The 15,139-nt window shown below is 68.0% G+C and carries 3 protein-coding genes; 2 read left to right on the forward strand and 1 reads right to left on the reverse strand.

The window, feature by feature from the left end; translation table 11 throughout:
• Positions 1 to 6 precede the first annotated feature (6 nt).
• A complete protein-coding gene (locus A5706_RS17050) occupies positions 7 to 11,178 on the reverse strand; it encodes a type I polyketide synthase (RefSeq protein ID WP_068132665.1) in 11,172 nt (3,723 codons plus the stop codon).
• Positions 11,179 to 11,631: 453 nt separating this feature from the next.
• Here A5706_RS17050 and A5706_RS17055 point away from each other — a divergent pair, with 453 nt between their 5' ends.
• Both A5706_RS17055 and A5706_RS17060 read left to right on the forward strand, forming a co-directional pair.
• Positions 11,632 to 13,053 carry a condensation domain-containing protein gene (locus A5706_RS17055; protein WP_068132672.1) on the forward strand — a complete coding sequence of 474 codons (1,422 nt, stop codon included), beginning with the start codon at positions 11,632 to 11,634 and terminating at the stop codon, positions 13,051 to 13,053.
• Between the two features lie 75 nt (positions 13,054 to 13,128).
• The coding region (locus tag A5706_RS17060) for an MMPL family transporter (RefSeq protein ID WP_082964448.1) at positions 13,129 to 15,139 on the forward strand (2,011 nt) is incomplete at its 3' end.

A 15,139-nucleotide genomic window follows, 5' to 3' on the forward strand; every position in this document is an offset into this window, starting at 1 on the left:
GGGGTATCAACTCGGCTCTGGCCCCGCAGCGGATTCCTGGCTCGTCGCAACGGATTCCGGGCTCGGCTCCGCCGCAGGCGGCTCGGCCTCATCCGCGGGCGCTTCCGCCTCCTTCGGGGCCGGGGCCGGCTCCGATTCCGCATCCGGTAGCTGGCTTGCCAGGTATTCGGCGAGCCCGCCGATCGTCGGATAGTCGAATACCGCGGTGGCGTTGATCGTGAATGCCCCACCGAACTGGCTGTACAGCCGGTTGCGCAATTCGACCGCCATCAACGAATCCGTACCCAGGTCAAGGAACCGGCTGGTTGCGGCCGGCGGTTGCGCGAGCCTCAGGAAGCCCTGCACCTCGCGCTGCAGGAATTCGGTGATGAAGCCGGCGCGCTGGGCCACCGGTATCTCCTGCAGTTGCCGGAGCAACTCGCTGTCCCCGGTCGGCTCCGTGACGGCACTCGGCAGCACCAGGTCGAGAATCGGCGGGCGGGAACTGCCCAGCAGCTTGGCGGCGCGCTGCCAGTTGGCCTTGATCACGGTCGCCTGCGCGGTCCCGCTGGCGACGGCCTCGGCCAGCGCGTTCAGGGCGGCCGCGGGTTCCAGCGGAATCAGTCCCTGCGCACCGAGATTGGCGCGCGCGGCCTCCGAAGACGCCATGCCGCCCTTGCCCCACGGACCCAGATTGACGCCGGTCGCCGGCAAGCCGTGCGCCCTTCGCTCCGCCACCAGCCCGTCGAGCAGCGCGTTGGCGGTCGAGTAGTTGGCCTGGCCGGGTGAGCCGAGCAGGCTGGCCACCGAAGAGGACACGATGAAGAAGTCGAGATCGTCGTCTCTCGTCAACCTGTCCAAGTAGCTGGCGCCGAAAGCCTTGGGCGCCAACGTCGTCCGGAAACGCTCCAGGCTCTGCTGGGACAGCAGTGCGTCGTCGAGCACGCCCGCCAGATGGGCCACCCCCGCGAGCGGCGGCAACTCCGCACGGATCCGCTCCAGCAGCTTTTCGACTTGCGCCTCGTCCCCGACGTCGGCCGCGAAGGTGTGGACGCGGCAGTGGTAGCGCTCGATGATGTCCTCGATCGCCCGTTGCGCGTCCGCGTCGGGTTCGCGCCGACTGGTCAACACGATGTCACCGGCGCCGAGCTGGGCCAGACAGGCCGCGAGGTGCAGGCCGATCGCCCCGAGTCCACCGGTGATCAGGTAGCTCCGATCGCCCTGCGGCTGAAGCGGTTTCGGCATTTGCAGCACGATCTTGCCGATGTGCCGGGCCTGCTGCATGCGGCGGAACGCCGTCCTCGCCTCGGTCAGCGGGTAGATCTCCGCGGGCAGTGGCGCCCACTCGCCGGCGGCCAGCCCCTCCGACACCTCCGCCAGCAGGCCACGGATGCGTTCGGGCTCCTGGAACGTGACGGTGTCCAGCGCGACGATCTCGTAGGCGATGTCGGGACGGGCCGCCGCCATCTGCTCGGGCGTCCAGATGTCGCGCTTGGCGATCTCGGCGAAGCGGCCATTCTGTGCGGTGGCCCGCACGGTCGCTTCGACAAACCCCTCGTTGGTCAGGCTGTTGAGCACCACGTCGACGCCGGCGCCGTCCGTGTCGGCCAGGATCTGGTCGGCGAAATCCGTACTGCGCGAGTCGTAGACGTGTTCGACGCCCAGCTTGCGCAGCGTGGCGCGTTTGTAGGTGCTGGCGGTGGCGAACACGATCGCGCCGTGCTGCTGCGCCATCTGGATGGCGGCCAGTCCGACACCGCCGCTGGCGGCGTGGATGAGGACGCGGTCACCGGGCTGAAGCTGCGCCCAGTCGAACGCGAGCCGCGCCGTGAGCGCCGCAGCGGGGATCGTCGCCGCGTCCACCGCGCTCAGCCCGTCCGGAATGGGCGCCAGCAGCTGGGCCGGCACGTTGAACCGGGTGGCGAACGCGCCCTGCATGAAGCCAAACACGCGCTGACCAACCTCGAGTCCGGTGACGCCGCCGCCCAATTGGGTGACCACGCCGGCAAAGTCGCCGCCGATCGGACCCGGATCGCCGGGATAGAGGCCCAGCACATTGAGCACGTCCCGGAAATTCAACCCCGCGGCCTCCACGCGGACCTGGACGTAGCCGTCGCCCGGCGGCGGCACTTCCGCCTCGGTCAGGCGCAGGTTGTCGATCGCGCCGCGCTCGGTGGGTGCCAGGACGTAATCGTTTGACCGCGGCAACGCGAGATGACCGCTACGCGACCACTGCAGCAACCGGGACGCCAAGAACTTGCCTTGCCGCACAGCAAGTTCGGGCTCCTCGATCGGTGCGCCGAGCAGACCTGCCAGCGAGCGCACGGCCTGCTCCGACCCGTCGCAATCGACTAGCCTGCAGCGCAGGGCGGGTTCCTCGTTGACGATGGTGCGCCCGAGTCCCCACAGCGCCGCCTGCACCGGGTCGACCGGCTCGCCGGATTCGGTCGCGACGGCGCGCTCGGTGATGATCCACAGCCCGTTGGGAAGTTTGAGTTGCCCGTCGGCCTGTACCGCGTGCACGACACTGAGCAACTGGGCGATCCCGGCCTCGAGGCGCGCGGCGGCTTGCGCGTCCGACTCTTGCGCGCTCGGTCCGGCGCTGCGCCAGACGATCCCGGAGAACGGTATGCCGCGCTCCTTGGCCTGCGCCAACAGCTGCCCCAGGGGCTCCGGATCGGTGGCCGGATCAAACGCGATGCAGCCGGGCAGCTCGGCCGCGAGTCGATCGAGGCCGGCAACCAGCCAGGTGCCGTTCACGTTTCCAGGGCCCTCGGCGTCACCGCTCGACGGCGGGGCCGGCACCTCATGCCAGCCGAGGGTGTACAGCAGCCGGGTGGCGTCGCCGCCGAGGCCGCGCAACAACGCCTCCCGGGGTGCCCGCTTGACGGTGAACTCGCGAATCCCGCCGAGGCGGCGGCCATCGCGATCGACGAAGTCGAGATCGAAGACCTGGGTTTCGCTGTCGAGGCCGCTGGTGTGCCACTTCGCGCGGCAGTAAAACCGCCGCGGCATCCTCTCCCGCAACTCGACCTGCCCATATCGCAACGGCAAGAACAGGTCGGAGACTCCCTGTTCGGCCGCCAGCAGCGCCGGGAACGCCGGGAACGCGACGCCGGTGCACAGGTCCATCAGCACCGGATGCATCGGCTCGGTTCCGAGATGTTCGGCCAGTTCCTCGCCGACGGTGATGTCGCCGATCGCCTCGCCCTCACCGAGCCACAGCGACTTCAGCGAACCCGACCAGTTGGGCCCCCAGGCCAGCTCCATGTCGGCGAAGGTTTCGAACAGCTGCTGCGGACGCATGCGGTTCATCCGCTCGATCGCCGTGTCGATCGAATCCTCGGATTCGGGGGCTCCCGCCTCGACTTCAGCAACAGGGCTGAGTCCCGTGTTCAGGGTGCCGTCGGCGTTCAGCGACCATTCGGCATCGCTGACGCCGTAGGGGCGGCTGTGCACGCGGAAGCTCCAGCCCCCTCCATCCTCCAGCGGGTGCAGGGTCAGCTGCACCTCGCGAGAAGCCCTCTCGGGCAGGATGATCGGCTCGTAGAAGAACACGTCCTGTACCCGCGCCGGCGGCCCGACGGCAGCCAGGGCCATTGCCGCGTACGTCGCGCCCGGAACGACGACGGTGCCGTAGATGACGTGATCGGAAAGCCATGGCTGCGACTTGACGGAGAGCCGGCTCGTGTAGACGGAGTCGCCCGAGGCGAGCTCCTTTACGCTGCCGAGGATTCCGGAGACTCCGGCGCCCGGCCCGTCGATGCCGGCGATGCCGGCGGTCTTGGGCCAGAAGTGACGGCGCTGGAACGGATAGGTGGGCAATTCGAGCCTGCGGCGAGGTGGACGATGCAGCGCGGCGAACGTGGGCCGGTGGCCGCTGACGTACGCCGCGGCCACCGCCTCGGCGATCTGGCGCCGGTCGCCGATGCCCTTACGCAGCGAAACGATCGCGCGCGGCGCGGCGAGGTGTTCCGGCCAGACCTGAACCGCGGCACCGGTCAGAACCGGTTGCGGACCGATCTCCATCAACACCGAGCAGCCCAGCGCGGCCACGGTGCGCACGCTTTCGGCGAACTGCACGGGCTGGCGCGAATGCCGCCGCCAATACTGTGCGTCCAGCGGGGTTTCCGCCGTGAGCACGGCGCCGGTTCGGTTGCACACCAGCGGCAACGTCGGCACGGCGAACTCCAACTGCGCCGCATACGACTCGAATTCACCGAGCACCGGTTCCAGCAGCTCGGAGTGGAACGCGTGGCTGGTTTCCAGCCAGCTGCACCGGATCCCGTCGCCACCGCACCGGGTGAAGATCTGTTCCAGGTCGTCGCCGGGTCCCGAGAGCACCGTGTTGGGGCCGTTGTAGGCGGCAACCGACACCAGGGGGAAGTCGTTGGCGATCTCCTCGACGTACTTGGCGTCGGCAAACACCGCCACCATTCGCCCGCCGTCGGGCAGGCTGCCGAAGAGGCGGCCGCGCTCGGCCATCAGCCGGGCCCCGTCCTCGAGGCTGAACACCCCGGCCACACACGCCGCGGCGTACTGGCCCACGCTGTGCCCCAGCACCACGTCGGGCTCGATGCCCCAGGACTGCCACAGCCGGGCCAGACCCATCTCGACAGCGAAAAGCGCGGGCTGCGCAAACGAGGTGTGTCGCAGCATCTTCCCGGCCTCACCGGCGGTTTCCCGGTCCGTCGCGAACAGCACCTCCAGCAACGGGCGCGGCAGCATTCCGTCGACCGCTTCCGCGCAGCGGGTCACCGTCTCCGCGAAAACCGGCTCCGCGTCGAACAACTCGCGCGCCATCCCCGGGTACTGGCTGCCCTGCCCGGTGAACAACCACGCCGTCGTCGGCGGGTCCGTGCACTCGCCGCGCACCACTCCCGGCCGCATCCGGTTCTCGGCCAACTCGGCCAGCGCCTCCCGGGCGCCCTGAACCGAATCCACGACCAGCGCGGCCCGGTGCTCGAAATGCGAACGCCCGGCCCCGGCCGTGAAGCACACGTCGGCGATGTCGACCTTCGGGTGGGCATTCAGCCATTCCCCGTATCGCTGCACCAACGCCAACAGCGCCTCCGATGACCGCGCGGACAGCGCCAGCACCTCGACCGGTTCATCTTGAGCATCCGACTCCGCTGCCGCGGTGTCATCGCGAAAGACGTCGCTGGTCGAGTATTCGTCGGCGGTCGCCGAGAGCGGTGGCGCCTCCTCGATCAGCACGTGCGCGTTGGTGCCGGTGAAGCCGAAGGAGCTGACGCCCGCGCGTCGCGGTTTTCCGTTGGCCTGCCACGGAATCGCCTTGTCGACGACGCGCACCGGCAGCGAATCCCACGGGATGTGCGGCGACGGCGTCTCGAAGTGCAGGCTCTGCGGCAGCATTTCGTGCTGTAGCGACAGCACGACCTTGATCAGACCGGCGACCCCTGATGCCGACTCGAGGTGGCCGATGTTGGTCTTCACCGATCCGATCAGCAGGGGCCGGTCGGCGTCACGGGAGGCGCCGAAGACGGCCCCCGCCGCCTGCACCTCGATCGGGTCGCCGAGCGCGGTACCCGTCCCGTGCGCCTCCAGGTAGTCGACATCCCCGCCGGTCAGACCGGCGCGAGCGAGCGCCGAGCTGATAAGCCGTTGCTGCGCACCACCATTGGGCACCGTCAAACCACTCGATGCGCCGTCCTGATTGACCGCGCTGCTGGGAATGACCGCGCAAACCCGGTCACCGTCGCGCACTGCGTCGCTCAGCCTCTTGAGCACCAGGATGCCGGCGCCTTCACTGCGCACATAGCCGTCGGCGGAGGCGTCGAAGGTCTTGCACCGCCCGACGGGCGATAACATCCTGGCGCGGGACGCGGCGATGATGGTCACCGGACTCAGCAACACGTTCACCCCACCGGCCAACGCCAAATCGCAGTCACCCGAGTGCAATGCCTGGCAGGCCTGATGGACGGCAACCAGCGACGAGCTGCACGCGGTATCGACCGCGACGGCCGGTCCCTCGAGTCCGAGTGCGAACGCAACCCGGCCCGAAATGGCATTGAGCGCATTGCCGGTGATGAAGTGGGGCTCGAGCTTCTCGACCGAACCGGCCGACAGCAGATGCGAATACTCGTTGGCACCCACCCCGACAAAAATGCCGCTTCGGCTGCCGCGCAAGGCCCCCGGGGAGTAGCCCGCCCGCTCCAGGCCCTCCCACGCGGTTTCCAGCATCAGCCGCTGCTGCGGATCGATCCATACAGCCTCGCGCGGGGAAATACCGAAGAATTCCGGGTCGAACCCGTCGATTTCGTCGATGAATCCGCCGAAGCGGCTGTAGATCTTGCCCGGGGTCTCCGGGTCGGGGTCGTAGAACTCGTCGACGTCGAAACGGTCCTCCGGAATTTCCCGGATCGCGTCGACACCACCCGCCAACACCTCCCAGAACGCTTCGGGATTCGGTGCGCCGGGAAAACGGCACGCCACCGCGACGATCGCGATGGGCTCGTCCGTGCGCGTCGTCATTGCCGCCGGCCGGGGCTTGCTCTCGGTCTGTTCGCCGATCCCCAGCACGTCGGCGAGCAGGTAGTCCGCCACGTCCACCAGGCGTGGGTGGTCCATCGCCAGCGTCGCCGGTATCTCCTTGCCCACTCCTTGCTCGAGGCGCTGCCGCAATTCGATCGCCATCAGCGAATCCATGCCGAGATCGAAGAACCCGGCGTCCTCGCGGATCTCCGACGCGTCGACGCGCGTCACCTCCGCCACCGCCTCGCGCAGGTAATCGACGAGAAGTTTCTTGCGCCGCTGCGCCGGTGCGTTAGTGAGCTGCTCGACCAGTCGGGTCGGCCCGGACGGCCGCGACAATGGCAGCGCGGCAACGGAATCCGGCGCCTCGCGCTCCAGCTCAGCGAGCAACGACCGCCGTCCCGCTTGCTGGTAGAGCGGCAGGAAGCGGGCCCAGTCGATCCGGGCCACAACGCCATTGGCCACCCCGTGCGCCGCAGCAGCCGCCATGAGCTCGGCCAGCCCCGCCAGCGCGTCGGCGGGAGCCAATGTCCGGACCCCGCGCCGATCCAGTCGGGCACGGGCATCCGCGTCGGCCATGCCCGCCGACCAGGGACCGAAATTGACGCTGATCGCGGGAACGCCGTGCTCGCGCAGCCGCCAGGCCTGCCCGTCCAGGAAGGCGTTGGCCGCGCCATAGGCGGTCTGACCGAACCCGCCCCACACCGAGGCGATCGACGAGGTGCTTACGAAGAAGTCCAGCTGCAGGCCGAACGTGTCGAGGGAGGCTTCGCTCAAATTCCAAGCGCCCCAAACCTTCCCGGCGAACACCCGGTCGACCTCGTCGTCGTCCAGGGCGCGCAGCGGGGTGGTGCCGATCTCGCCGGCGGCGTGGACGATGCCCTTCACCGGCGGCAGTTCGGCCTGCACGGTGGCCAACAGGCGCGCGACTTCGTGCGCATCGGCGACATCGGCCGCGATGACCCGGACTTCGCAACCGTGCTGTTCGCGGATGCCATCAATGCGCTGTTGCGCGGCGTCACTGGGCGCGCGCCGGCCGGTCAACACCAGATGCCGGGCGCCGTGGGCCGCTAGATAGCCGGCGATTTCCAGTCCGACCGAACCCAACCCTCCGGTCACCAGATAGGTTGCGTCGTCGCGCAGCGCGAGCGGTGCGGCGGCCGGCGGGCTGGCTCGTCGAACCAGCCGGGGAACGTAGACGGCCTGATCACGCAGCGCGACTTGGTCTTCCCTGACGCCCGAGTCGCGCGGTGCTGCCGTCAGCCGGTCGATCAGCCGCGACCATTCTTCGACGTCGTTTTCGCTGGCGGGCGGCAAGTCGGCCAGTCCGCCCCACACTTGCGGATGCTCCAGCGCGGCTGCGCGACCGAATCCCCAAAGGCAGCTTTGATCCGGCGACACGCTGTCCGCCTCGGTGACCCGTTGCGCGCCACGGGTTACCACCCAGATTGGCGCGCGCAGTTCGGCGGACACCGCGGCGCGGAAGAGCCGCCGTGTTCCGCCCAGGATTCGGTGTTGCATCCGCAACAGCGACCGCGCCGACGGTGCGGTGCCGGAATCGAGGGCCGCGACGTGCAGGACACGCACCGTCGATTCGTCCGCCTCCGCGGCGCGCAAGGCGGCCGCGAGGTGCTCCTCGTCGGCGTCGGACACCGGCAACCCCAGAATCCGGTGCTGGTGCCCACGCGAGGTCAGCGCGTCGACCAATGGCCGAACCGCTTCGGCATCGTTGCCGATGAGCAGCCATGCCGATCGCCCGGCGTCGGGGTCTGGGACCCTCGGGGGCTCGGCGGTGGACGTCTCCCAGCGAACCTCGTAGCGGTCATCGGCGATGGAACGGGTGTCACGCTGTTGGTTGTGTTGTGCGGCAAGCTTTCTCAGCACATGCACCGTCTGCTGGTCGCCGCTCGTGCCGTCGAGCAACGCCGCGAGTTCCTCGATCCGGCCGTCCTCGAGAAGCCGGACGGTTTCGGTGCTGGTGGCGGCGTGCTGCTGCTGGTTGGGCCGCTCCCGATTGTCGCGATACCAGTACTCGCGATGCTGGAACGGGTAGGTCGGCAGGTCGAGCTTGCGCGCCGGTCCCGTGACGACGGCGAAGTCGGGCAGGTGGCCCATGACGTACGCGCCCGCGAGGGCTTCGCCGATCTGGCAGTGGTCGGCGGCGCCGCGACGCAATGAGGCGATCGCCCGCGGAGCGGTGCCCGGGTCGGGCCAGGCCCGCAGGGCCGCGGCGGTGAGCACCGGTTGCGGGCCGATCTCGAGCAACACCTTGCAATTCAGCTCGGCGAGGGTGCGCACGCTCTTGGCGAACTCCACCGGTTGGCGCGCGTGGCGACGCCAGTAGGCGCCGTCGAGCCGCACGCTCCTGCCGAGCGCGGCGCCGGTGCGGTTGCACACCAAAATCCGTTGCGGAGGGCTGAAGTCGAACCGATTCGCGTACGACTCGAAGTCGTCGAGGATCGGATCGAGCAGCGACGAGTGGAAGGCGTGGCTGGTGTCCAACCAGTCGCATCGCACACCATCGGCCGCCAGCCGGGCCACCACCTGGTCCAGATCCTGCGCGGGCCCCGAAAGCACGGTGTTGGCACCGTTGTAGGCGGCAACCGACAGGCTCGGGAATTCGTCGGTGAGGGCCTCGACCCGCTCGGCGGCGGCGAACACCGCGACCATGCGACCGCCCTCGGGCAGACTGCCGAACAGGCGGCCGCGCTCGGCCATCAGCAGTGCGCCGTCCTCAAGGCTGAACACGCCCGCCACGCAGGCCGCCGCGTATTGACCCACGCTGTGACCCAGCACAACGTCCGGTTCAAAGCCCCACGACTGCCACAGCCGGGCCAGGCCCATCTCCACCGCGAACAGGGCCGGCTGGGCGTAGGAGGTCTGCCGCAACGTCTCTTCGCTGTCGTGGCCGTCCACGTCGAAAACGACATCCAGCAGCGGTTTTTCGAGAACATCCGCGACCACCGCCGCGCAGCGGGACACCGTCTCGGCGAACACCGGCTCGCTGTCGAAGAGCTCTCGGGCCATGCCCGGGTACTGGCTGCCTTGACCGGTGAACAGCCACGCGGTCTTCGGCGTGTCGTCGGATAGCCCGCGCAGCAGGCCCGGCGCCGGGCGGTCGTCCGCGAGCGCACCGAGCAGCTCGGCGGCGGATTCCTTCGAGTTGATCACCAACGCGGCGCGGTGCTCGAAGTGCGCTCGCCCCACCCCGGCGGTGAAGCAGACGTCGGTCAACGACGCTTCCGGGTGCGCGCTCAACCAGCTGCGGTATTGATCGGCGATCTGCACCAGCGCGGCCGGCGTGCGCGCCGAGAGCGGAAGCACGCTGAACCGTGAATCGCCCGTACCGGGCGCGACCGCAACCTGTCCCGCCTCTTCGGGCGCTTCTTCGATGATCACGTGCGCGTTGGTGCCGGCGAAGCCGAACGAGCTGACTCCCGCAATGCGTGGCCGCCCGTCGCGCTGCCAGGCGGTGGCCTCCTGCACGACCTGCACCGCAAGCCGTTCCCACGGAATGTGTGGCGACGGAGTGCGGAAGTGCAGGTGCTGCGGCAGCAACTCGTGCTCGAGCGACAGGATGACCTTGATCACGCCCGCGATCCCCGCGGCGGCCTCCAGATGGCCGATGTTGGTTTTAACCGAACCAATTAACAGCGGACGGCTGGGGTCGCGCCCCTCGCCGAACACCGCGCCTGCGGCCTGCGCCTCGATCGGATCGCCCAGTGATGTCCCGGTTCCGTGTGCCTCCAGGTAGCCGACGTCGCCGGGCGCGATGCCGGCGCGCTTGCACGCCTCGGCGATAACCTTTTGCTGCGCAATGCCATTCGGCACGGTCAGGCCACCCGATGCGCCGTCCTGGTTGATCGCGCTGCCGCGGATCACGGCCCTGATGCGGTCACCGTCGCGGATCGCGTCCTCAAGCCGCTTCACCACGATGACACCGCAACCCTCGCCGCGCACGTAGCCGTCGGCGGCCGCATCGAAGGTCTTGCACCTGCCGTCGGGCGCGAGCATGTGCGCGTGGGAAAAGGTGATCATGGTCGCCGGGGTGAGCATGACGTTCGCGCCGCCGGCCAGCGCGAGGTCGCATTCCCCCAGGCGCAGCGCCTGGCATGCCTGATGGATCGCCACCAACGACGAACTGCACGCGGTGTCGACGGCGACCGAAGGGCCCTGCAGCCCCATCCGATAACTGATCCGGCCAGCTGCCGCGGCGTTCGACGTCCCGATCGCCATGTAGGCCTCGATCTCGGGATAAGCCAGCTCGCCGGAAGCCATCCCCAGGTAGTCATGGGTGGCCAAACCGACGAAGACACCGGTGTTGGAGTTCGCCAAAGCCGTTGGCGCGGTGCCCGAATGCTCCACCGCCCGCCACGCGGTCTCCAGCAGCAGCCGATGCTGCGGGTCCATCAACCTGACCTCGCGCGCCGACATGCCGAAAAACGGCGCGTCGAAACCGGTTACGTCATCGACGAAGCCCGCCCGACGGGTGACGACCTTGCCGGGCACATCGGGATCCGGATCGAAGAACTCGTCGACATCCCACCGGTCCTCGGGCACCTCCGATACCGCGTCCCGGCCTTCGGCCAGCACCCGCCAGAATTCGTCCGCATCCGCCGCGCCCGGAAAACGCGCCGCGTACCCGACGATCGCGAAGCCCCCGGAAGCCGACGTCCGCTCCTTAGGGTCCTCGACGGATGTCATGCGGTTGTCCTCCCCGTTTCGACCGGAAAATTTGATGCCCGCGGGCCCTTGCGGCGCCGGAGCCGTGGTTGCTTCGAACCACGTCCTAGGCCGCTCACTGCACACACCCAGGACCAGAGCTGGCAGAACCCCCCCGGGTACTGCCTTACAGCGACTGTCATCGCGAATCTACACATCCAGGCCGGGTTGCCGCAGCCGAATCGCCTACGCCGACCAGTATTACAAGCGCCGGCCGGATCCCGGCACCGCGACGCGCGGATGTCGTCAACTGCGGCCGCCGGCAAGGCCCGGCGGGGCCCTTGGGGCGGTGCGCTCGACGCTCGGCGCCCGCCGTCCCGATGAGCAGTTGGGCGCCGATGTGTGCATGTCGGGGACGGTGGCAGCCGGAGGGGCTATCTTGGGTCTCGCTACCGGCGGGGCCGAAGTGCCGCCGTGAAACTCGGGGAGAACATATTGCGCATCGGGAAAATCAGGATCGGCTCACTCGGTGACTGGACGCCAACCGCGGGGACGGTCATCTCGTGGCATCCGACCGCCGCGTCCCAGGAGAAGGCCCGCCAAGCCCCGGTCAGTTCGGTGCCCGTCAGCTACATGCAGGGCCAGCATCTTCGCAACTACCACGAGCGCACGGCCGCCGGGCTGGACTTCTCCCGGCAGATCATCGCCACCTGCGAGGTACCCGGCCAGTGCGACATCGCCGCCATGGATCACGCCGTCAACGCGTACCTGCGCCGGCATGACACCTTCCGCAGCTGGTTCGAACCCACTGAAAATGGCGAGTTCATCAGGCACACCCTCAGCGATCCCGCCGATATTGAATTCACGCCGATCGACCACGGCACAATGACGGTTGAGGAGATTCGGGCGCATCTGGTGGCCATTCCGAATCCGTTGGAGTGGGGCTGTTTCACCTTCGGAATCGTCCGAAACGAGGACCATTTCACTTTCTTTGTCGCCATGGATCATGTTCACGGGGACGCGACATTGGTCGGGACGACGATGCTGGAGGCCAGCGGGATGTATGCGGCGCTGAGCGGCGGCGGTGAACCCCTTGCGCTTCCCGCGGCCGGCAGCTTTAACGATTTCTGCGCGCGCGAGCGCCAGTACGTGTCGGCGTTGACCCTGGAGTCGCCGCAGGTGCGCGCCTGGGTCGACTTCGCCGAGAACAACGACGGCGGCTTTCCCGAATTTCCGCTCCCGCTGGGTGATCCGTCGGAGCCGAGCGGCAGTGAGTTGCTATCCGAATTCCTGATGGACCCGGAACAGACGGAGCGGTTCGAGTCGGCCTGCACGGCCGTCGGTGCGCGCTTCATCGGCGGCCTGTTCGCCTGCCTCGCCCTGGTAGAGCACGAGTTCACGGGTGCCCTCACGTACTACGGCCTCACCCCCAGGGACACCCGCAGAACCACCGACAATTTCATGACGCAGGGGTGGTTCACCGGCTTGGTTCCGATCACCGTGCCAATAGCGGCGGCCTCCTTCGCCGAGGCCGCGTGGGCGGCGCAGGCTTCCTTCGATTCGGGTCTGGACTTGTCGAAGGTGCCGTACTACCGCGTGTTGGAACTGGCGCCGTGGTTGAAGTGGCCGGAGCCGAATTTTCCGGTGTCGAACTTCCTGCATGGCGGAGCCGCACCTCTTAACGCCGTCCTCGCCGCGGCCGACCTGGGTTATGCCAACAATTTGGGAATCTATTCCGACGGTCGCTATTCGTATCAATTGACCATTTACGTGTTTCGGTACGGCGAGGGCACGGCAATGGCGATCATGTATCCCGACAATCCCGTCGCCCTGAAATCGGTCACCCGCTACATGGAAGCAATGAAGTCCGTGTGCGCGCGGGTCGCCGACAGCGGCCATTGGGGACGCGTCGCCTAGCGTGAAGTAGTTCGATGGCGCGGAATGGGAAATAGTCTCGGAATGGGAAATAGTGTGGTTTGAGGTGAGGCCAATATGCGACGGCTAGCCGATTTTGTGGTGCGGTGGCCCTGGGCGGTGATCGGGCTCTGGGTCGCGATTGCGGTGGCCCTGCCACTGGCCCTCCCCTCCCTGAACGAGATGGCGCAAAAGCATCCGCTCGCGATCCTGCCCAGCGATGCACCGTCGAACGTCACCGCGCGGAAGATGACCGAGGCGTTTCACGAATCCGCGTCGGAAGACCTCCTGTTGGTGGTCCTGACTGACGACAAGGGACTGGGCCCCGCCGACGAGGCCGGGTACCGCAAACTGGTGGACGCCCTGCGCGCGGACACCCGAGACGTCGTGATGCTGCAGGATTTCATCAGCACGCCACCGCTGCGTTCGGTCGTCACCAGCCAGGACCACAAGGCTTGGGTGCTGCCGGTCGGCGTGGCGGGCGAGTTGGGCACACCCCAGTCCTACGCCGCCTTCAACCACATCGCCGACCTGGTCAAACGCACCATGCAACAGGCCCCACCCGGGACGCATCTCACCGTAAACGTCACCGGCCCCGCGGCGACCGTCGCCGATCTCACAGTCGCGGGTAATCGGGACCGGCTGCCGATCGAGCTGGCTATCTCCGTCCTGGTGCTGATCGTCCTGCTCGTGGTGTACCGCAGCGCGGTCACCATGCTGCTGCCGCTGATCACGATCGGGTTGTCGCTGGTGATCGCCCAGGCGCTGGTGGCGGGCTACTCCCAGCTCACCGGCTCGGGCGTCTCGAACCAGTCCATCGTGTTCCTGAGCGCGATCATGGCCGGCGCCGGAACGGATTACGCCGTGTTTCTGACCAGCCGATATCACGACTATCTGCGGACCGGCGCGGACTACGACCAGGCGATCAAGAGGGCGATGATCTCGATCGGGAAAGTGATCACCGCGTCCGCCACCACCGTGGGCCTCACCTTTCTCCTCATCAGCTTCGCCCGGATGGGAGTCTTCGAAACGGTCGGCGTGTCGTCGGCGATCGGGATCGGCGTGGCATTCCTCGCCGCGATGACGTTGCTGCCCGCGATTCTCGTGCTCGCCGGCCCCCGCGGCTGGGTGAAGCCCCGGCGCGAGCTGACCGCCCGGTTCTGGCGGCGTTCGGGCATCCGCATCGTGCGCCGGCCGAAGGCCCACCTGGTTGCCAGCCTGCTGGTGCTGATCATCCTGGCGAGTTGCGCCGGCCTGGTGCGCTACAACTACGACGACCGCAAGGCCCTGCGCCCTTCGGCCCCGAGCTCGGTCGGGTACGCCGCGCTCGATCGCCACTTCCCCGTGAATCAGTCGATTCCGGAGTACATCCTCGTCCAGTCGCCGCATGACCTCCGCACGCCGCAGGCCCTGGCGGACTTGGAACAGATGGCCGACCGCGTCAGCCAGCTGCCGAACATCGCCGCGATCAGCGGCATCACCCGTCCCACCGGAAACGTGCCCGAACAATTCCGGGCCACCTATCAGGCGGGCGCCATCGGCTCATTTCTGGCCGGCGGGTCCACCCTGATCAACGAGCACACAAACGACCTCAACCGGCTGGTCGAAGGCGCCGGCACGCTGGCCGACAGCCTCGGCGACGTGCGCGGCCAGGTCAGCCAGCTCGCCGCCAGCGTGCAGGAACTGGAAAACGCGTTGTCCTCGACGAAGAACCAGTACAGCGGCGACACGCTGGTAAAGGAGGTCGACATCGCGGCCCAGCTCGTCGACCACGTCAACTCGCTGACCAACACCATGGGGTGGAACTTCTCGGCCGCCAAGAACATGTTCGCCTGGATCGGCCCGGTACTGGCGGCGCTGCAGGGCAACCCCGTCTGCGACGCCGATGCGTCATGCAGCGCAACCCGCGGGACGTTCGAGCAGTTGGTCGGCTCGCGCGACCAAGCGGACCTCGACGCCATCAACGACCTGTCCCACCAGCTGCAGGCCTATCCGGACAGACAGACCCTCAAGGCGTCGACGGACCGCCTGCGCAATGCGGTCGGCAAGCTCACCAACGTGCTGCGCACCATGGGGATGGACCAGCCCG

Origin of the sequence: Mycobacterium sp. E796 (assembly GCF_001672815.1) — a bacterium.
Classification (GTDB): Bacteria; Actinomycetota; Actinomycetes; order Mycobacteriales; family Mycobacteriaceae; genus Mycobacterium.

Excerpts from the sequence above, each read along its gene's own strand:
- A5706_RS17050 (WP_068132665.1), bottom strand. The coding sequence starts at position 11,178 with ATGACATCCGTCGAGGACCCTAAGGAGCGGACGTCGGCTTCCGGGGGC.